Origin of the sequence: Ruegeria atlantica (assembly GCF_013032005.1) — a bacterium.
In the GTDB taxonomy this organism is placed as follows: Bacteria; Pseudomonadota; Alphaproteobacteria; order Rhodobacterales; family Rhodobacteraceae; genus Ruegeria; species Ruegeria atlantica_A.
The window spans coordinates 202478-222594 of sequence record NZ_WQBE01000002.1; the positions used below are offsets into that span (position 1 = coordinate 202478).

Annotated in this window: 21 protein-coding genes; 8 read left to right on the forward strand and 13 right to left on the reverse strand. The window is 58.4% G+C overall.

What is annotated here, in order from left to right:
* Positions 1 to 10: 10 nt before the first annotated feature.
* On the forward strand, positions 11 to 781 hold the full coding sequence (locus tag GOX21_RS06865) for an HpcH/HpaI aldolase family protein (protein WP_170376401.1): 771 nt from the start codon (positions 11 to 13) through the stop codon (positions 779 to 781).
* A 4-nt stretch (positions 782 to 785) separates the two neighbouring features.
* Here the strand turns inward: GOX21_RS06865 and GOX21_RS06870 are convergent, their stop codons facing one another.
* A complete protein-coding gene (locus GOX21_RS06870) occupies positions 786 to 1928 on the reverse strand; it encodes a DUF3095 domain-containing protein (RefSeq protein ID WP_170376403.1) in 1143 nt (380 codons plus the stop codon).
* A 142-nt stretch (positions 1929 to 2070) separates the two neighbouring features.
* On the opposite strand from GOX21_RS06870, the gene GOX21_RS06875 reads away from it, so the two are divergent.
* From GOX21_RS06875 to GOX21_RS06890, 4 genes are all read left to right on the forward strand, one after another.
* Positions 2071 to 3243 carry an MFS transporter gene (locus tag GOX21_RS06875; protein WP_170376405.1) on the forward strand — a complete coding sequence of 391 codons (1173 nt, stop codon included), beginning with the start codon at positions 2071 to 2073 and terminating at the stop codon, positions 3241 to 3243.
* Between the two features lie 33 nt (positions 3244 to 3276).
* Entirely contained in the window at positions 3277 to 4314 is a 1038-nt protein-coding gene (locus GOX21_RS06880; RefSeq protein ID WP_170376407.1) for a glycosyltransferase family 4 protein, read from the forward strand.
* 110 nt (positions 4315 to 4424) lie between these two features.
* On the forward strand, positions 4425 to 5447 hold the full coding sequence (locus tag GOX21_RS06885) for an aspartate-semialdehyde dehydrogenase (protein ID WP_170349621.1): 1023 nt from the start codon (positions 4425 to 4427) through the stop codon (positions 5445 to 5447).
* A gap of 161 nt (positions 5448 to 5608) precedes the next feature.
* Complete coding sequence (locus tag GOX21_RS06890) at positions 5609 to 6526, forward strand: endonuclease/exonuclease/phosphatase family protein (RefSeq protein WP_170376409.1); 918 nt, start codon at positions 5609 to 5611, stop codon at positions 6524 to 6526.
* A gap of 60 nt (positions 6527 to 6586) precedes the next feature.
* Here GOX21_RS06890 and GOX21_RS06895 read toward each other — a convergent pair whose 3' ends face one another.
* A complete protein-coding gene (locus GOX21_RS06895; RefSeq protein WP_170376411.1) occupies positions 6587 to 7123 on the reverse strand; it encodes an SRPBCC family protein in 537 nt (178 codons plus the stop codon).
* Positions 7124 to 7228: 105 nt separating this feature from the next.
* A complete protein-coding gene (locus GOX21_RS06900; RefSeq protein WP_170349618.1) occupies positions 7229 to 7879 on the reverse strand; it encodes a carbonic anhydrase in 651 nt (216 codons plus the stop codon).
* Positions 7880 to 8023: 144 nt separating this feature from the next.
* On the opposite strand from GOX21_RS06900, the gene GOX21_RS06905 reads away from it, so the two are divergent.
* From GOX21_RS06905 to GOX21_RS06915, 3 genes are all read left to right on the forward strand, one after another.
* A complete protein-coding gene (locus tag GOX21_RS06905; RefSeq protein WP_170349845.1) occupies positions 8024 to 8413 on the forward strand; it encodes a hypothetical protein in 390 nt (129 codons plus the stop codon).
* Between the two features lie 63 nt (positions 8414 to 8476).
* The gene (locus GOX21_RS06910) at positions 8477 to 9859 is read left to right on the forward strand and encodes a leucyl aminopeptidase family protein (RefSeq protein WP_170376413.1); all 1383 of its coding nucleotides are present in this window, start codon (positions 8477 to 8479) and stop codon (positions 9857 to 9859) included.
* Positions 9856 to 10593: a C40 family peptidase gene (locus tag GOX21_RS06915; protein ID WP_170376415.1), complete on the forward strand. Its 738-nt coding sequence runs from the start codon at positions 9856 to 9858 to the stop codon at positions 10591 to 10593. Before GOX21_RS06910 ends, GOX21_RS06915 begins: the two co-directional genes overlap by 4 nt.
* Here GOX21_RS06915 and GOX21_RS06920 read toward each other — a convergent pair.
* From GOX21_RS06920 to GOX21_RS06965, 10 genes are all read right to left on the reverse strand, one after another.
* Positions 10590 to 10940: a DUF2794 domain-containing protein gene (locus GOX21_RS06920; protein ID WP_170349615.1), complete on the reverse strand. Its 351-nt coding sequence runs from the start codon at positions 10938 to 10940 to the stop codon at positions 10590 to 10592. The genes GOX21_RS06915 and GOX21_RS06920 overlap by 4 nt on opposite strands.
* Positions 10941 to 11016: 76 nt before the next feature.
* Positions 11017 to 12681, reverse strand: coding sequence for an ABC transporter permease (locus GOX21_RS06925; protein ID WP_170376417.1), 1665 nt, complete (start codon positions 12679 to 12681; stop codon positions 11017 to 11019).
* A 121-nt stretch (positions 12682 to 12802) separates the two neighbouring features.
* The gene (locus GOX21_RS06930) at positions 12803 to 14023 is read right to left on the reverse strand and encodes a phenylacetate--CoA ligase family protein (RefSeq protein WP_170376419.1); all 1221 of its coding nucleotides are present in this window, start codon (positions 14021 to 14023) and stop codon (positions 12803 to 12805) included.
* A gap of 19 nt (positions 14024 to 14042) precedes the next feature.
* Entirely contained in the window at positions 14043 to 14876 is an 834-nt protein-coding gene (locus tag GOX21_RS06935; protein ID WP_170349612.1) for an ABC transporter ATP-binding protein, read from the reverse strand.
* Positions 14877 to 14878: 2 nt separating this feature from the next.
* Positions 14879 to 16108 (reverse strand): patatin-like phospholipase family protein, encoded by a 1230-nt coding sequence (locus GOX21_RS06940; RefSeq protein ID WP_170376426.1) that lies wholly within the window; start codon positions 16106 to 16108, stop codon positions 14879 to 14881.
* 65 nt (positions 16109 to 16173) lie between these two features.
* Positions 16174 to 17457: an ABC transporter substrate-binding protein gene (locus GOX21_RS06945; RefSeq protein ID WP_170360980.1), complete on the reverse strand. Its 1284-nt coding sequence runs from the start codon at positions 17455 to 17457 to the stop codon at positions 16174 to 16176.
* A 73-nt stretch (positions 17458 to 17530) separates the two neighbouring features.
* Positions 17531 to 18607, reverse strand: coding sequence for a branched-chain amino acid ABC transporter permease (locus GOX21_RS06950; protein WP_170349609.1), 1077 nt, complete (start codon positions 18605 to 18607; stop codon positions 17531 to 17533).
* A 3-nt stretch (positions 18608 to 18610) separates the two neighbouring features.
* Positions 18611 to 18868, reverse strand: coding sequence for a hypothetical protein (locus GOX21_RS06955; RefSeq protein ID WP_170349608.1), 258 nt, complete (start codon positions 18866 to 18868; stop codon positions 18611 to 18613).
* Entirely contained in the window at positions 18865 to 19119 is a 255-nt protein-coding gene (locus GOX21_RS06960) for a hypothetical protein (RefSeq protein WP_170349607.1), read from the reverse strand. The genes GOX21_RS06955 and GOX21_RS06960 overlap by 4 nt, the downstream gene beginning before the upstream one ends.
* Positions 19120 to 20106, reverse strand: a complete 987-nt coding sequence (locus GOX21_RS06965) for a branched-chain amino acid ABC transporter permease (RefSeq protein ID WP_170376427.1) — start codon at positions 20104 to 20106, stop codon at positions 19120 to 19122.
* Positions 20107 to 20117 lie beyond the last annotated feature (11 nt).

Consider the following 20117-nt stretch of genomic DNA (forward strand, 5'->3'; position numbering starts at 1 on the left):
GGGTTCCACCATGTCTGCACCAAAAAATACTTTCAAACAGGCTCTGATCAACGGAGATCGCCAAATCGGTTGCTGGAGCAGTTTTGCCGAACCCATCGCAACCGAGATCATGGGCACCGCCGGATTCGACTGGCTGGTGATCGACGGTGAACATGCGCCGAATGACATCCGTTCGATACGCGATCAGCTTATGGCGCTGGCCGCCAGCCCCTCGCATCCGGTGGTACGCGTGCCCGTGGGGGAAACGGCGAAGATCAAGATGGTGCTGGATGTGGGGGCGCAAACCATTCTGGTACCGATTGTAGAATGCGCCGAACAGGCACAGGAATTGGTCCGCGCCTGTCGTTATCCGCCCATGGGCCTACGCGGTGTCGGTGCAGGGGCCGCACGGGCGACTGGCTATGGGTCCGTCACGGATTACATTCAAACAGCAGATGCGCAGATTTGCCTGCTGGTTCAGGTGGAAAACCGCGCCGGGATGGCAGCACTGGACGATATTCTGACGGTTGACGGTATTGATGGTGTGTTCATCGGCCCGGCGGACCTGTCCACCGACATGGGCTATCAAGGCAATAGCGCCGCGCCCGAGGTGCAGGCCACCATCGCCGACGCCATCACCCGTATCAAGGCAGCCGGCAAGGCACCTGGCATTCTGGGCACCAATGATCAGGCAAGCCAGACCTATATGGATATGGGCGCGCAGTTTCTGGCAGTGGGAATTGATGTGATGCTATTGGCGCAGGCGGCGCGGGCACTGGCGGCCAAGTGGAAATCGAAGTAGCGCTTTAGCCTCGCATCCCTGCCGCGGCCTGCGCGTAACCGCCCGAAGCGCCGTCCACGAAATGCACGTGATCATCGCGCGTGGCCGAGGGCACGAAACAGGTCATCATCGCCTCATCCTGCGCATGTAGGCCGTAGCGTACCTTGCCCTGCCCGCGCGCTTGTTCCAGCATCATGCGGATCTGCGATAAGGTGGCCGGATCGCAATCCAGCGTCATTTTCAACCCATCATCGAATTTGCGGAAATCGGCATTGCGACTGACCATGTGTTTGTAATGCTCGGGGTCGAACTGACCCAATCGCTTACCGGTCTTGAACAGCAGCGCAATCAGCAGGTTTTGCCCCAAAAGTTTGAGTTTCTGCGCAAACAGGTTGCGCCCGGCCCGTGACACACGCGCATCAAGCGCGACATCGGGGGGTGGCCAACTGATCGGTGGGCCGTTTTCTGGCACCGGGTGACCTGCGCGCTCCAACCGATCGGCCGCGGATAGGACGGATTGAGACAGATCGGCAAAATCGCTTTCGGTGGCTTTGGAAGTCGGCTGCACCACGACCGAGACGATCATTCCATGCCGTGCCCTGCTGTTGGACCAGCGACAGGACAGGCCGGTAAGGTCGGGCTGCGCGCCGGGGTCGGCGGGCGGCACTTCGAACTGGCCTTCTTTCATCTGCGCCTCAGCCCAGGCCAGCCCACCCCCCGAGAACATGGCGTAATCCACCCCGTCTGACGGCGCATAGCGTGCCACACGCAGGTCTTTGCCCGCCATGCGGATTTCGGACACAGGCACCAAGGCCCCGCGCAGAGTAATCCCAAACTCCTCGTCCGCCCAGCGCCGAAGCTGGGCCAGGACCGTTCGGCCCGTGTCAACCGCGCTGGCGGGTATGGCAAATCCGGCCCCGTCGCCACCGAAGACATAGGGAAACTCCTGCCCCTTCAACCCGTTGATCATGCCCGAGATCACAGCCGCGCCGACCATATTGACGGTTTTATAACGCCCTTTGGCAATCTCACCGGTGGAATCAACGATATCGGCCACGCCCAGCGCCCAGTCATTCGGCACAGCGGTAAACCGCGCAGGCTGAGCCAGTCGAGTAAAGTCCCGCTGCAGGGGAAGGCTGTCATAAAAGGCGGCCTGGGCGTCTTTCATCTGCACCTCGGGGTGATGGGTAAATAGTTAGATAGACCGAATGTGAACGCTGTCCGGTGAAAACAGTATAGCACACGCGCTTGTGTGGCGCATCCTGACGTGCGAAGCATTTCCGCGCAGGCAGGGGTAGAAGGGACGAAAAATGAAGGCAGGTCTGGTGGTCTTGTGCCTAGGCTATGTGCTCAGCCAGTTCTTTCGCGCCTTTCTGGCGGTTCTCAGCGTTGATCTGGGCCGCGATATCGGCGCCACACCCGAGGATCTGGCCTTTGCCTCGGGTCTTTGGTTTCTGATTTTTGCCGCGATGCAATTACCGGTAGGATGGGCGCTGGATCAAGTCGGGCCGCGCCTGACCTCGGCCGTTCTTTTGCTGGTCGGCGGCGCAGGCGGCGCAGCCCTGTTTGCCGTGGCCCAAACGCCGTTTCACATCGCCATCGCCATGGGATTGATCGGGGTCGGATGCTCCCCTGTTTTGATGGCATCTTATTATATCTTCGCGCGGGAATACCCGCCCGCCCGCTTTGCGACATTGGCCGCGGTGATGTTGGGGGTTGGATCGGTCGGCAATCTGGTGGCCTCATACCCCACTGCGCTGGCGGTCGAACTGGTTGGATGGCGCGCAACGATGTGGGTGTTGGCGCTGTTTTCGGGGGCTATCGCACTGGGTATCTTGTTCACCGTGCATGACCCAAAACGGGTCGAGACCGAACACAGGGGGTCCGTGCTGGATTTGCTGAAGGAACCCGCGCTTTGGACGATCCTGCCTTTGATGCTGGTCGCCTATGCACCCTCGGGCGCCACACGAGGACTGTGGGCCGGGCCGTATCTGAGTGACGTTTTCAACCTCAGCACCACTCAGATTGGGACGGCGACTCTGATCATGGGCGCGGCGATGATTGCAGGCACTTTTGCCTACGGGCCGCTTGACCGGATGCTAGGCACGCGGAAATGGGTGATTTTCGGCGGCAATGCGTTGGGCACCGTGGCGCTGGTGCTGTTGTGTCTGTGGATCGACAACGCCGTCTGGGTATCAGTGGTTCTGATGGCGGTGATTGGGTTCATGGGGGCCAGCTTTCCGGTGATCATGGCGCATGGCCGCGCTTTCGTTGCACCGCATCTGGTTGGGCGCGGCATGACCTTGCTGAACCTGTTTGGCATCGGTGGTGTGGGGCTGGCCCAATTTATCACCGGACGCATTCACGCGGCCACGGTGGACATCAGCCCGACCGCACCCTACACAGCGATATTCGGCTTTTTCGCAGTCGCGCTTGCTATCGGGTGCGTGATTTATCTATTCAGCCGCGACAGCATAGACTGATCCCGCCTCGGATCATCGGGTATGGAGAACTCAATGCAGGATATCGAAGTTCTGGCGCCGAACCTGAAACATAGTCTTTCGGGAGTGACCACAACTGTTATCCGGCTGCTGCCCATCCAGGCAAAGATGATCAACATCCGCGCCACGGGTCCAGGGTTGCCAGATAATATTCCGCATATCCCCCTTTGGAAGACTCTGTTTTTGCCCAATCGAGAGCCCATCGTTTGGCATGCGCGTCGCAACACCGAAATGCTGATGGGACTGTTCCTAAGGTCCGTATTCCGCCGCAACTATAAAATGCTGTTCACGTCGGCCGCACAACGCGATCATTCGGGATTTACCAAAAAGCTGATCTCGAAAATGGATGCGTTGATTGCCACCACACCACAGGCGGCCTCATTCCTGCAACACCCGTCGAAGGTGATCATGCATGGCGTTGATACGCAGATCTTCCACCCGGCCGAGGATAAGGAAGCACTGCGCGCCAAGCTTGGATTGCCAACCGGGACGTTGATCGGGTGTTTCGGGCGTATTCGACCCCAAAAAGGCGTCGATCTGTTGGTTGATGCGGCGATCAAGGTGCTGCCATCCTTTCCTGATGCCAAAATCGTCTTTACCGGCAATGCCACGAAAGAATTCGAAGCCTTCCAGCGTGAACAGGAAACCAAGCTGAAACAGGCCGGGCTGGCCGACCGTGTCCGGTTTCTGGGCGAACGCCCGTGGGAGGAGATCGTCGAAACCTATCGCGCGCTGGATTTGTTCGTCGCCCCTGCCCGCCATGAAGGGTTCGGCCTGACCCCGCTTGAAGCGATGGCATCAGGCGTTCCGGCCATCGCCTGCCATGGCGTTGGCGCCTTTAGTGCGCAGATTCAGGACGGAGTAACCGGTCGTTTGGTAGAAAAAGACAACGTTGATGCGCTGGCCGAGGCTTTGCACGACATGCTGAGCGACCCAGGCAAAATGGCCGCCGCCGGAACCGCCGCCCGCCAGCATATCGAACAGAATTTTCGAATCGAAGGCGAGGCAGAAGGGATCGTCAAGGTGTATCGATCCCTGTTAGCGCAAGACTGAGGCCGGAAACGCCTCAAATCGCCGTCATCCTCGGAATAATGGCGCGATTCCTCTTTTTTCTTTGCTGCAACGCGGCTATGAACGCGCGTCCTTAACTTTGGAGACATGAAATGGGCTATCGCGTCGTAGTCGTCGGCGCCACGGGTAACGTGGGCCGCGAAATGCTGAACATCCTGGCGGAACGCCAGTTCCCTGTCGATGAACTTGCCGCCCTGGCAAGCCGTCGTTCGCTGGGAACTGAGGTGACTTTTGGCGACAAGACCCTCACGACCAAAGACTTGGACACATTCGATTTCACCGGCTGGGACATGGCACTGTTTGCCGTGGGGTCCGAGGCCACCAAGGTTTACGCCCCCAAGGCGGCCGCGGCTGGCTGCGTGGTGATCGATAACTCGTCGCTCTATCGCTATGACCCGGAGATTCCGCTGATCGTGCCGGAATGTAACCCGCAGGCGATTCACGACTATAAGAACAAGAACATCATCGCCAACCCCAACTGCTCGACCGCGCAGATGGTTGTCGCGCTGAAGCCGCTGCATGACCGCGCCAAGATCAAGCGCGTTGTCGTGTCGACTTATCAGTCGGTTTCGGGTGCTGGCAAAGAAGGGATGGATGAGCTGTGGGATCAGACCAAGGCCATCTACAACCCCACCACCGAGGTTGAACCGAAGAAGTTCCAGAAACAGATCGCCTTCAACGTCATTCCTCAGATCGACGTCTTCATGGAAGACGGCTCGACCAAGGAAGAGTGGAAGATGGTTGTCGAAACCAAAAAGATCGTCGATCCGTCGATCAAGGTCACGGCCACCTGCGTCCGCGTTCCCGTGTTCGTCGGCCATTCCGAGGCCGTGAACATCGAATTCGAAGAATTCCTAGACGAAGACGAAGCCCGCGACATCCTGCGCGAGGCTCCGGGCATCATGGTGATCGACAAGCGCGAACCCGGCGGCTACGTCTCGCCGATCGAATGCGCGGGCGATTTTGCCACCTTCATCAGCCGCATCCGTCAAGATTCGACGATCGAAAACGGCCTGAACCTGTGGTGCGTGTCCGACAACCTGCGCAAGGGCGCGGCGCTCAACGCTGTGCAGATTGCCGAACTGCTGGGTCGCGAAGTCCTGAAAAAGGGCTGATAAACATATCGAATGTGCCATGTTGGATGACGTGGCACATTCCACCTCTGCCTGTTGACAAAGACAGGCTGGCTTGTCACCAAAATGACGCGCTTTGACAGCGGGACATGTGACACAGCAAACCACATGCATTGCCCCGCACAAAGCGACAGAGGCAGAGCATGCGAGTTTTGACCAAGCACAGGATTGTACGAAATCTGATCATAGGCTGCGCAAGTATGCTGATGGGTCTGGTCATTATTGGCTTTACAGGCCCCGTCATTGCAGCTGGGGATTCGTTCGCCCTGCTTCGTCCGCTGGCCGGCGTTCTGCTTTTACCATGCGCCGTGATTTTGCTGTGCATGCGCGCGCGCTACGTGGCATTGAGCGCGATAGCCGTCGCTGTCCTCGCGATTGGGTCAATCGCAACCAGCTATGCAGCGCCCTCAGGTGATTGCAATGGCGCTTGCCTGACGTTGTATCAAAAGAACCTCATGAGCCAGGCCTGGCCACGCTATCCCTTGGCCGATGACATAATAGAATCCAACGCCGAGATCGTGACCTTGCAGGAAGTGTCCAGTCACAATCGCAAGTTCATGAGAAACATGTTCGAGCATTACCCGGCAAAATCGATCTGTGAATTTCGCCCCGAACAAAACGTCGCCATCCTGACCACATTGCCAATTGTCGAAGGTTCCGAGTTTTGCCTGGAAGGGTATGGGCTTGTCGGGGTGCAGGTTAAAACCCCCGGCGGCGGTCTGGTTTGGGCTGTATCCGTACACCTGAACTGGCCGTTTCCTTATGACCAATCCAAACAAAGCCAAGTGATTGCTGACCGCATTAAGGAACTCGACGGGCCGGTTCTGATTGCCGGAGATTTCAATATGGTGCCCTGGGGCCAAAGCGTTCAGCGGATCGCGGCGGCAGCAGACAATCAAAGCTTTGGAACTAACCTGAACACTCATAACCTTGGCAGCTGGCAGATACCCTTGCCAATCGACATCCTGTTGTTCCCGAAAGGAACAACGGGAACGGTTGAGCTGCGCCCCTTCATGGGCTCCGACCACCTTGGAAAGCTCGCCAGAATTCGATTTGAATAATCTGCCCGGCCGTTGCGCCGGGCTGCATAGATCAAAACCTGGGGCGCAAAACCTATCGGCTTAGGTCTGCCCTTCGACCAGCGCCTTTAGATTGCTCAGCCCCTGTTCGTAATCGCCGCCGACCCACTTATCCATCATCAAACCCATCCAGAGCGCCATCGGGTTTATCCCAAGATCGGACTCAAATCCCCAAGTTACCTGCGTCTGATCACCTTCGGGCGCCAGCTCAAACGACGCCGATGCCGTGCCCATCGGACCAAAATCCAGCGCGGTTCTGACGGTCTGATCCGGAACACTTTCGATGATTTCCTGAGTGCCGCTGCCGACCTGTGGATGCTCGGAACTCCAGCTCAGGGTGTTGCCCACCCCAGCTTCGGGTCCGCTATAGGACAGTTGCGTTTCCGGGTCCCGCGCCAGCCAGGGAGACCATTTCTCGGTCTCTTGCATGGAATTCACATAAGGAAAGATGGCGCTGGCCGGGGCATCGATGGTGATGCTGCGCGACACGATCGCCTTGCCGGGCAGCAGGTATGAGACACCGATCAATAGCAAAACAAGACAGATTAGAAAAAGGAAAATACGTTTGATGACTCGCATATCGCGCCTCCGACCCAAACCCGGATCAGGCCACTATACCAAAAAAGGGCGCAGAATCAGAGACCTGATCCCCCGCCCACTATTTGCGCAACATTTCAGCGCCGCTTAGACGACGACGAATTTCTTTTCCTGCGGATCATAGCTTTGCAGCCCGCCTTCGCCGATATCGGTCCACAACCCATGCAGGCTGAGCGAACCATCCTGCACCGCAGAGGACACGAAGGGAAAGGTCATCAGGTTCTCAAGCGAGGCCACAACCGCCTGCCGTTCAAACTGACGCGCCTGTTCAACGCTGTCCTCGACATCGGCGACCAGGTCGTATTTCGGTTTGAGGATATCCATCCAGCGGCCCACAAAGCTTTCTTTGGCTTCCAGTTGCGGGGCCTGCCCCTTGCACATGTCGATACAGCCCTGCACACCACCACATTGCGAATGGCCCAGCACGATCAGATGCGCCACTTTCAGAGCGGTGACCGCATATTCAATCGCCGCACTGGTGCCGTGATGATCACCATCCGGTGCATAGGGCGGCACCAGGTTGGCAATGTTGCGGTGAATAAAGAACTCACCCTGATCGGCCCCGAAGATCGAAGTGACATGGACGCGGCTGTCACAACATGAAATCACCATCGCCCGTGGACGTTGTCCTTCAGTGGCCAGACGGCGATACCAGACTTGATTTTCAGAATATGTGGTGGCTTTCCAGCCGTGATACCGCTTGACCAAATAGTTCGGCAAAGGTTTGGCGTGATCCATTTGAAAGTCCCTGATTTGTTCGCTGGAGGCTGCTCTACCCCGAATTCGAAGAAAATTCGAGCGATTATCCCCCGCGAATGCAAGGTTTTGCAAAGGAATTCGCGGTCAAAGTCGGTCCATGCCGTGGGGGCGCAAAATATTGGGGTGAATGTGGTGGATAAGATACTCACGCTTGAACACAAAGAAACCGTTCGTCTGGATCAGGACCGGCTGAATGGATTGTACCGGCAATTGGGCGACAAGAACGCACTGGACGTATTGTGCCGCACGGTCGAGGAACTGGCCGTGCGCCTGTCGAACTGCGAACGGTTCTGGCGGCAACGCGATTGGGCCGGGTTGCGCAAATGCGCGCGGTCGCTGGTGGCGATCGCCGAACAGATCGGCATGGTCGCATTGGCCCGCGTCGCCGGAGATGTGGCGCAGTCCGTGGATGCAGGGGATGCCGTTGCCACCGGCGCCACCCTGTCGCGGCTGATCCGGGTCGGTGAAAACTCGTTGACGGTGATCTGGGATCAGCAGGACCTTTCGGTCTGACGGGGCTTGCGGACGGGCCGTGGGCGGCTAGGTTGGGCGCAAATCGAACAAGCCGAGATTTCCATGACCCTGTCCTTCGCTTCCTCTTCTGATCCATCGCTTCCGCTGCATGTCATCGCACAACCCGATCTGGAAGACTGGCTGAGCGATCAGCCAGACCATATTGCAACCTGGGTCAGGGCCAGCGGGTTCACCGGTGCGCTGGGTCAGGCAGTGCTGATTCCCGGACCGGAAGGCAAACCCGAATTTGCGCTGGGGGGATATGGCAAAGCAACAGGCCGGGTGCGCAAGCGCTTTCCGCTGGCCGCCGTGGCCGAATCCCTGCCAGAAGGCGCCTATCACATTGCTTCTGGCGTCCCATCCGAGGTGTTAGCGACCGAATGTCTGGGCTGGTTGCTGACCGGCTATGCGTTCAACCGCTATGCCAAGCAATCTCCGGCCAACGCCCGGCTGATCGCGCCCGAGGGCGTCGACGCCACGTTGATCGAAGTTTTGGCCCAAGCCGAGGCCCTGACCCGCGATTTGGTCAACACGCCCACCGCAGATATGGGTCCGGATCAATTGCAAGCTGCGGCAGAGGCGCTGGCGCAGGAATTCGAGGCGTCGTGCGACGTGATCCGCGGTGCGGCGCTGTTGGACCAGAACTTTCCGATGATCCACGCCGTTGGCCGGGCATCCGCGCAGGACCCCCGGCTGATCGAGATAAACTGGGGCAGTGTCGGTCCCAAGCTGACATTGGTCGGCAAAGGTGTGTGTTTTGATACCGGTGGGTTGAACCTGAAACCCGGCAACTCGATGGGCTTGATGAAGAAGGACATGGGCGGATCGGCCAATGTGCTGGGCCTGGCCCGGATGATCATGGCGTTGAACCTTCCGCTGCAACTGCGGGTGTTGATCCCAGCGGTTGAAAATTCGGTGGCCGGAGACGCCTTTCGCCCCGGCGATATCCTGACCTCGCGCAAGGGCCTGACGGTTGAGATCAACAATACCGACGCCGAGGGGCGGCTAGTACTGGCCGATGCGCTGACGCTGGCAGATGAGGGGGAGCCGGATCTGGTAATCTCGATGGCCACGCTGACGGGTGCCGCGCGGGTGGCCGTTGGCCCCGATCTTGCGCCGTTTTACACCGATGACGACAGTGCTGCCGATGCTTTGACTCAAGCAGGCAGGCAGGCCGCTGATCCGGTTTGGCGGATGCCGTTCCATGAACCCTATGAGGCAATGATCGAACCCGGCATCGCCGATCTGGACAATGCGCCTCCGGGTGGGTTTGCAGGCTCGATCACCGCCGCGCTGTTCTTGCGTCGGTTTGTGGGCAATAGTCGTTACATGCATTTCGACATCTACTCGTGGCAGCCCAGCAAGGTCCCGGGCCGCAGCAAAGGCGGCCTCGGTCAAGGCCCCCGCGCCATATTGACCGCCCTACCCGAGATTCTGGGCTTATGACCCAACAGCGCATCATAACCCCCGTCGCCGACCTGTTGCGCCGCCCGGATGGTCCGCGGGACCGGCAGCTTTTATTCGGTGACACCGTCACCGTCCTTGAAACGCAACAGGGTTGGGGCCGGATCACCGCCGACAAGGACGGTTACCCGGGATGGGTAAACCTGGATCATTTGGGGGTACCGGTGCCCGATACGCATTGGGTCACGGCGCCTGCGACCCACGCCTATGCGCAGCCAGATATGAAAAGCCCCGACCGGGTCTCGTTAAGTTTCGGCAGCAGGGTTCAGGTTCTTTCGGAAAGTGGCCGGTTTCTGGAAACTGAGCTGGGATTCATCCCCGCCGTTCATGCCAAGCGCACCGCCATCCACCTGACCGATCCGGTTTCCGTGGCCGAACTGTTTCTGGGCACACCCTATCTTTGGGGCGGCAACAGCCGGTTCGGATTGGATTGCTCGGGTCTGGTGCAGGCTGGGCTATTGGCCTGCGGCACGCCCTGTCCCGGCGATAGCGGCGATCAAGAGCGTGAATTGGGCGAGGCCCTGCCTGCTGGGACGGAACCGAAACGCGGCGATCTGCTGTTTTGGAAGGGACACGTCGCCTGGGTCTATGGCGAAAACATGCTGCTGCATGCCAATGCCTATCACATGGATGTGACGTTCGAGCCGATGGATCAGGCTATCACGCGTATTCTGGAACAGGGTGATGGGCCAGTGACCGCCCACAAACGGCTCTAATCAAGATCGACCGAGCGAATCAGCTTGCGTTCCAACACCCTTAGAACCGTGCGCAAATCCTGGCCGCGTTTCAGGATGCGGCCATCCATGCCAACCACCGAATACATCCCCTGCCTTTGCCGCAGACGTGGATGTTTCTCGACCCGGTAAATCGGATGTTCTGCCGTTCGCCGAAAGATGGAAAACACCGCCATGTCGCGCAGGTTGGAAATTCCGTAATCGCGCCATTCTCCAGCGGCGACCATCCTGCCATAGACGGATAGAATATGGGACATCTCGTGCCGGTTAAACGCGACGGGCATCTGGGCCGAGTTTGCAGAAAACCGGCTGGGAGGCTGCATGTTCATACCCCAAGCCTTGCCGGAAATTGCGTTTGAATCAAGCCCAAGCACAACAGGATGTGATTTTTTGGTTCGCCCTGTGCTAGCGCCGCCTTACCTGACGGCAGATCAGAATCACCGGCAACAGCCCCACCGCAAGGATCACCAACGAGGGCACGGCGGCACCCTCCAACCGCTCATCCGAGGCCAGCCGATACGCCTGTACCGCCAGCGTATCAAAGTTGAAGGGCCGCATGATTAGGGTGGCGGGAAGCTCTTTCATCACGTCGACAAAGACGATCAGCAGCGCCGTCAGCAGCGAGGGTGTCAGGATCGGCAAATGCACCCGTCTCAGCGTTCCCAACGGGGTCTGGCCCAGCGACCGTGCAGCGGCGTCCATGTTGACATGCACCGTGCTTTGCCCACCCTCATAAGCGCTGAGCGCAGCGGCCAGGAAACGCACCATATAGGCCGCGATCAGCAACCAGATTGACCCGGTAACCAGCAGTCCGGTCGAGATATCGAAAGTATCGCGCATCCAAGCATCCAATGCGTTGTCGAAACTGGCAAATGGCACCAAAAGGCCCACCGCGATTACACCGCCCGGCACTGCATAACCCAGCCGCGCGACATAACCCGTCGTGGCTGACCCTTTGCCCGGGCGCAACCGCTGATAGAACCCGATGCAAATCGCCGCAAAAACGGTGACGACGGCGGCCGTACCTGCCAGCGTCAACGAGTTCTGGATAAACCCGATATAGCGCCGCGACAGCAGGTTCTGTTCCGATTCAAGCCCCATCTGCACCAGAATGAACACCGGCAGCAAAAAACCCAATAGCACCGGAATGGCACACAGCGTGAACCCCGCAACTGCAAACCAACCTTTAATCTGCTGTGCTGGCAGTGGGGCGTGGCTTTTACCTGCCTGGTAATATTTTGCCTTGCCCCGCCGAGTGCGTTCGATCACTGCCAGTAGCAATGCGAAACCCAGCAGGCACATGGCCAGCTGCGCGGCGGCAGCGCGGTCTCCGATCGAAAACCAGCTGGTATAGATACCGGTGGCAAAGGTCTGGACACCGAAATAGGCCACGGTACCAAAATCAGCGATGGTCTCCATGATCGCCAGCAGGACCCCGCCGGCAATTGCCGGGCGCGCCATTGGCAAGGACACATGCCAGAACGCCAGCCAAGGGCTTTTTCCCAACGCCCGCGCGGCCAGAAAAGCGGTCGAGCTTTGCTGTAGAAAGGCGGCGCGGGCCAACAAATAGACATAAGGATACAGAACCAGGATCAGCATCACCGCCGCGCCCCCGGTCGAGCGAATCTCGGGGAACCAATAATCGCGCGGGCCCCAGCCGGTCACCTCGCGCAGGGTGGTCTGTACGATACCGGGGTGATCCAGAATGAACGTATAGGCATAGGCCAGAACATAAGCCGGAAAGGCCAGTGGCAAGACCAGTGCGATCTCAAGAAAGCGGACGCCCGGAAAGCGGGTCATCGTCACCAGCCAAGCCGCGCCCACACCGATGGACAAGGTGCCAATGGCGACCAGAACCACCAAAATCAACGTTGTTAGCGCATAGCCGGGCAGAACCGTATCCAGCAGGTGTGAGATCGTTTCCGTCCCACCCGTCACTGCCGCAAGCACAACCGCAATCATCGGCAGCAGACAGGCTGCTGCCACCAGATAGGCCACCACGGCCACCAACCGGGTGCCAAACACGCCCCGATTGCGCGTTCCGTGTTCTGAGTATTCGATTTCAGCCATGTTTCCGGTGTTACAGGCAAAGAGGCGCAGGTTTCGCCTTTAATCGACTAAAATGCTAAGAAACACCAGTAGGCAAAGGAACAATTCTGCGGCACAAACTGCCGCAGAACCCTTTGTTGGACTATTCGTAAACGCGCTGATCCTCGATCACCAACCCGTCCTTGGGCAGCGAACCGGGGGCCACAACCTCAATCGCGCCTTTCAGTTTCAGCACTTCAATTACGGATTTGGCATAGGTCACGTCATCGTCGCGTGGACTTTCGATCTGAACGGTCATCGTGTCCATTTCCCCCTGTCGCGCGGCGATGACACGGGCTTTGACGATCTCTGAATGTTTGTCGACCAGCGCGGCCACCTGTTCAGGACGCACGAACATGCCTTTGATCTTGGTGGTCTGATCGGCCCGTCCCATCCAACCCTTGATACGCAGGTTGGTGCGGCCACAAGGCGATTGTCCGGGCATGATCGCGGACATATCACCGGTGGCAAACCGGATCAGCGGATAATCTGGGTTTAGCGAGGTCACCACGACCTCACCCACCTCACCCGTTGCAACCGGGGTGCCTGTGCCGGGCGTGACGATTTCGACAATCACATGCTCGTCGATGATCATTCCCTCCATCGCGTGGCTTTCATAGGCGATATTGCCCAGATCGGCGGTGGCATAACATTGCAGACAGGAAATACCCCGGTCGGCATAATCCTGACGCAGCGATGGGAACAGTGCGCCACCACCCACCACGGCAGAAGAAAAGTTCAGCTCCACGCCCATCTCATCCGCTTTGTCCAGAATGACCTTCAGGTAATCCGGAGTACCCGCATAAGACGTACACCCCACATCACGCGCCGCAGTGACCTGCAGCTCGGTCTGGCCGGTACCGGCGGGCAGCACAGCGGCCCCAACAGCCCGCGCACCACTTTCAAAAATCATCCCAGCCGGGGTCAGGTGATAGCCAAAACAGTTATGGACGATATCGCCGGGTCCTACGCCTGCCGCATGCAGGAACCGGCCCATGCGCCACCAATCGGGATCAGTGCTGCCGGGCTCATAAATCGGGCCCGGGGACTGGAAAACATGGTGAAAATGCCGCGCCGGTGTGACCGTGAACCCACCAAACGGCGGCCGCGCCGCCTGTGCCTGCGCCAGTTCAGATTTGCGCAGCACTGGCAGTTTCACCAGATCCTCGGCCGAGGCAACAGCACTGCAATCAACCCCTGCCAGATGCGCCGCAAAACCGGGCGCGGACAACGCCCGCTGAATTTGAACACGCAGCGCCTGCGCCTGATCGGCAGCGCGCTCGTCGGCTGAACGGGTCTCGAGCGCGTCGTAGTAATTCGTCATGACCAGATCCTCCATCCGCTTACAGCCACCTTTTGCGGCGGCGGTATGAGCGCACGTCACGGAAGCTTTTGCGCCCCTCGTCGGACATGCCCAGATAAAACTCTTTCACATCCGGGTTTTCGCGTAGATCGGCCGCCGGGCCGTCCATCACAACACGCCCCGATTCCAGAATGTATCCGTAATGTGCAAACCGCAGCGCCACATTGGTGTTCTGTTCGGCCAGCAGGAAGGACACGCCCTCTTTCTCGTTCAAATCCTTAACGATGCCGAAAATCTCTTCGACCAGCTGCGGCGCAAGACCCATCGAAGGCTCATCCAGCAGGATCGTTTCTGGGCGCGACATCAAAGCCCGACCCATCGCCACCATCTGCTGTTCCCCGCCCGAGGTATAGCCCGCCTGCGACCGGCGCCGTTCTGCGAGACGCGGGAAATAGGAATACACAAGTTCAAGATCCTGCTGGATCGCCGCGTTGCCATCCTTGCGAGTATAGGCCCCGGTCAGCAGATTTTCCTCGACCGTCAGGTGTTCAAAGCAATGGCGGCCTTCCATCACCTGAATGACGCCCTTTTCCACCAGATCGGCCGGATCGCTTTCATGCACGCTGGTGCCGCGATAGGTGATCGTACCCTTGGTGACCTCGCCCCGTTCGGACTGCAGCAGGTTCGACACCGCCTTGAGCGTCGTGGTCTTGCCCGCCCCGTTGCCGCCCAGCAAGGCGGTGATCCCACCCTTGGGCACGGTCAGGCTGACGCCCTTCAGCACAAGAATGACGTGGTTGTAGATCACCTCGATATTGTTGACCTCCAACAGGGTTTCGGCCTGTACATCGGTGGTTTGTGCCGCATCCAGCATCGTCAACTCCCGTAGATTTCGTTGATCTTGCGCTCCAACTCAGCCGCGGTCAGCCACGGGATGGGTTGAGAGCTTGTCATGTTCTTCCCCGCCTCGAACAAGGCCCCGGTGATACATTTGTCAAAAAGGGGTTCGGGGTTCTTGCAATTGAGCGCGGGCAGTTCAGGCGCAACCAATGCCTTAAAGGTCCAAGAGGGGTTCTGTTTCACAACGCGAAGGGTTCGGTCGATCGACTCGCGAAATCCCTGATCGGTGACCAGTTGGAAATTCCGGCCTGCCAACGCGAGGATACCGGGTCCTGGGTCCTTTTCCGCGACAACCAGGTCACCGTTCACCAGCAAAGTTACCCGAACGTCAAATTGTTGGCCTGTGCGCTGCGTAGCTGTTTGCTGACCTTTAGCCAGGCCTTCCAGAAACACATGCTGGCGCACACCTGCATCCGCGTATAGGTCCCCATTGATCTTGCGAGGCGGGAACAGAACCGGAATGGCCGAGCTGGCCAGAACCGCCTCGGACACGCAATCCTCTTTTGTCGCGAAATCATCTGGGGTGGTGGCCAGATACTGACCGATATCCATGATGTCGAACCGCCCGGTTTTCAGATTGACCGCGCCGACCACCACGCTGTTGACCTCTTGCCCGGATTGGCCCGGGTCGGCCCGCTTGGCGATACGATCCAGCAGAGGTTCGTCAATTTCACTTTCGACCAGCCGTTTCAGCTTTTTGGTGCTGAAGACAGAACTGGCCAAAGGAATCGGTGGCACGATTTGCAGCGACAGCACATCGTTCAAATTGATCCTGGTATTGGATTTCAGGCGCGCGTCAAACGCCGATCCCGCAAATGCCAGAGGGGTAATCAACGCCCCGGCGCTGGCCCCGGTCACGACGTTGAAGTCTGGCCTGCCGTTTTCTGTCCAGCCCGTCAGAACGCCTGATGAGAAGGCACCATATTGCCCACCGGTGGTCATAGCCAGAATTTCGACGGGAATGCCCCGCCCATCGCGGTCAAGGTCTGCACGTTGCGCGGCCTGACCTTCGAACACCCGGGCAAACAGATCCGCAGTCGCATCCACATTCGGCGCTGAGCTGCGCCCGACAACGGATTTCGCCGGAACAAAATCTCGGACAAGCCCGGTGCAGGTCGGCCCGTCGATCTCGGGCGCGCTGCACGCAGCAAGCCCAAGTACCGCACTCAGCACTATCCCTGTTCTTATCCGGAGAAACTCCAGCATCACCGCCTGTCCTTGTTTGGGGGTTGGGGCGGCGGATCACCGCCACCCCTTTTTTTTGTTGCGCTTTAGTTGCAGCGCCCCTCGAGGTTGTTTTCCGACGCGTAAGCTGCGGAATCCTCGTCGATAAGCGCACCGATCACGTCACCATCTGTTGGTTTGAAGTCAGAAATCAGCGACCAGGTCTTGTTCGCCGCGTCCCACTGCGTCACACCAACCAGAGCGTCGCCGCCGTGGTTTTTGCACGAGACCGAGAAGGTCGGACCAAAGTTCGGCAGGCCCAGCTCAGCCATTTTCTCTTCGGTCATTTCAAGCGCTTCCATACCGTCACGCATGTCAGCCGGAGTGATTTCGGCATTGCCCGAAAGCTCTTGTGCTTTCTTAATGGCTTCTGCAGCCAGCACCGCAGCGTAAAGGCCACGGTTATACAGTACCGTCCCAACCTGATCGCCTGCACCGGCAGCCTTGCCAGAATCGACCACATATTGTTGCAGGTCAGCAAAGACCGGGAAATCCGTGCCCACATTGTGGAAGGTCAGCGCCTTGTAGCCATTCGCGGCCTCACCCGCAGGCACAACGTCATTTTCCGAGCCGGACCACCAGATACCGATGAAATTCTCCATCGGGAAGCGGATGTTCGCGGCTTCCTGTACCGCAACCTGGTTCATGACGCCCCAGCCCCACATCAAGACATAGTCAGGACGGTCGCGGCGGATCTGCAGCCATTGCGATTTCTGCTCTTGACCGGGGTGATCAACCGGTAGGGCCGCGAGCTCAAAGCCGTGCTTCTTGGACAGTTCTTCCAGCGTGCGGATCGGCTCCTTGCCGTAGGCCGAATTGTGGTAGACAAGAGCAATTTTCTTGCCGCTCAGATCGCCACCGTTTTCTTCCAACAGATAGTTGATCGCACCTGAGGCCCCGTCCCAATAGTTGGCCGGATAGTTGAACGTATGGCTAAAAACGTCGCCATTCTTAGCCGAAGTCCGGCCATATCCCATCGTGTGCAGCGGGATATTGTCCGCGGTCACTTTTGGAATCAACTGATAGGTGATGCCCGTCGAGAGCGGTTGATACACCAACGCGCCTTCGCCCTTGGTTGATTCGTAGCACTCAACCCCTTTTTCGGTGTTGTAGCCGGTTTCGCATTCGACCACGCGGATCGGCACGCCGCCAATGCCGCCATCCCGTTCGTTCAACAGGGTGAAATAGTCGTTATACCCGTCCGAAAACGGAATGCCGCCAGCTGCATAGGGCCCAGTCCGGTAGCTGAGATCAGGGATTACCAAATCCGCCAGAGCCGGTCCTGCGGCCATCAGGGCGCCAAGCGCCGCGGTTGCCAGTGTCAATTTCATCGGGTGTCTCCTCCCTTGGTTGGTCCGATGTTGGGGTCGGGCTTTGCACCCGTTATCTGATTGGGCCTGCCCCTTAGTGCGGGAACGGCCAGAGTCTGAGTTTCTCTTTCGCCACGCGCCAAAGCTGCGCCAGACCGTGTGGCTCAAGGATCAGGAACATGATGATCAGCGCGCCGACAATCACCAGCTGCAGATGCGCCACAATATCGGTGGGCCAGCCCAGCCAATCGGCGCCAACAACTTTCAGCACCACGGGCAGCAACACCAGAAACGCAGCGCCCGCAAAGGATCCGAAAATAGACCCTAACCCGCCAATAATGATCATGAACAGCACCAGAAATGATTTCTGAATGCCAAAGACCTCACCCACTTCGACAGCGCCCAAATAGACGGCAAAGAACAGCGCCCCGGCGATGCCCACAAAGAACGAGCTGACGGCAAAAGCGGTCAGTTTCGCCTTCAGCGGGTTCACCCCGATGATCTCGGCGGCGATATCCATGTCGCGGATCGCCATCCAGCTGCGCCCCGTGGTGCCACGCGTCAGGTTGCGCGCAATGATCGCGCTGACCGACAGGAAGATCAGGCAGAACAGATAGGTGGCCCAGGCCGGTGCATTCGGGCCGGTGATGATGATGCCGAACACGTCACGCTCGGGCGCGTTGATCTGGCCCGAAGCGGAATAGTTGTAGAACCACGGTACGCGGTTGAAAAGCCAGACCAGAAAGAACTGCGCGGCCAGGGTTGCCACCGCCAGATAGAACCCCTTGATCCGCAGGCTTGGCAGGCCGAACAGCACGCCGACAATGGCGGTGATCCCGCCCGCCAGAATGACATGTATGAACATGCTGACATCCGGGAACGCGGTCATCAGCTTGTAGCAGGCATAGGCCCCCACGGCCATGAACCCCCCGGTGCCCAAGCTGACCTGACCGCAATAGCCCACCAGAATGTTCAACCCGATCGCTGCAATCGCGTAGATCAGAAACGGCAACAGCAACGCATTGGCCCAGTAATCATTGATGAGGAACGGAATAATCCCAAAGGCCACGGCCAGCACGACATAGTACCGATACCGGTCGAACTTGATCGGAAAGGTCTGGTTGTCATCGATGTAGGAGGTTTTGAAATCCCCGGCCTCACGGTAGAACATAACTTACTTCTCCCACTCTTCCTGTGCCCGGTTACGAGCCTCGGCATCCAGTTGGTTTGTGCCCTTGGCGTATCCGCTCGCCTCGGAGTTGCGCACCAGTTTCATGTAGGCCAGAACGCCCGTGATCAGCCCGGCAAAAGCCAGTATCGCGGCCACGACCAGCTGGCTTTCGGTCAGATCTTCCGAGGTGACGGCGATATAGCCAAAGGCCCAGAACCCTGCCCATGCGATGACGTTGATGATGGCGATCAGTTTGGTCATGCAGCGACCCCGCGGCTTTTGACGTTCAGCCAATGCACCACAGCAGCAAAAGCTGCGTAGAAGAACAGCGAGTCCAAGGCTCGCAGATAGCTCACAATGAGCAACATCCTCATCTCCCACGCTGTATCGCCAGGCATCGCTATGCTTGAACCAGACAGGTTGAGTTCAAAGCAGTCACCAAGTGACCGCGCGAACCCATAGGCCAGCAATGCAATTGGCAACGTTTTGAAGAGGGGTTCCAGCTTATCCATCTATACTCTCTCGATAATTTTCTCACCGAAGAGACCTTGCGGACGAAACACCAGGAAGACCAACGCCAAAACGTAAGCGAACCAGTTCTCAGTCGCGCCGCCGACCAGCGGGCCGACGGCGAACTCGAACAGTTTCTCACCCACACCGATTATCAACCCGCCGACAATGGCACCTGGGATCGAGGTAAACCCGCCCAGCATCAGCACCGGCAGCGCCTTGAGCGCGATCAGCGACAGCGAGAACTGCACGCCCGACTTGGTGCCCCACATGATGCCCGCGACCAGCGCCACGAACCCAGCCACCGACCAGACCATGATCCAGATGAAGTTCAGCGAGATGCCAACCGACAGTGCTGCCTGATGGTCATCGGCCACTGCACGCATGGCCCGGCCCTGTTTGGTGTACTGGCTGAACGCCACCAAGGCCGCCACCAGCAGCGCCGCAATCACGGTCGCCACGATGTCCAGATTGTCGAGGAAGAAGCCATAACCGAAGATGTTAAAGGTGCTCTCATCAATCCACAGATTGATGCCCTGCGGCAGGCCCACATCCAGCGTCTTGATCTCGGACCCCCACATCAGGTCGGCCACACCTTCAAGGAAATAGGCCAGCCCGATGGTGGCCATGAACAGGATGATCGGCTCTTGCCCTACCAGATGACGCATGACGAACCGCTGTACCGCCCAGGCCAGCAATACCATGACACCCATGGTCAAAAGGATCGCCACAAAAGCGGGCACATTCCACCCGAAGGTATGAACATGCGTGCCAAAAGTTGCATTTATCACATGCGCAAAGGGCACCTGCCCGTTCATGACCCCGACCAGCGTCATCGCCGCAAACAGCGCCATAACGCCTTGGGCATAATTGAAAATCCCCGAAGCTTTGTAGATCAGAACAAAGCCCAGCGCGACCAACGCATAGAGCACCCCGGCCATCAGACCGTTGAGGATGACCTCCATCGCGAATACGAGTTGTTCAGGCATCTGCGCCTCTC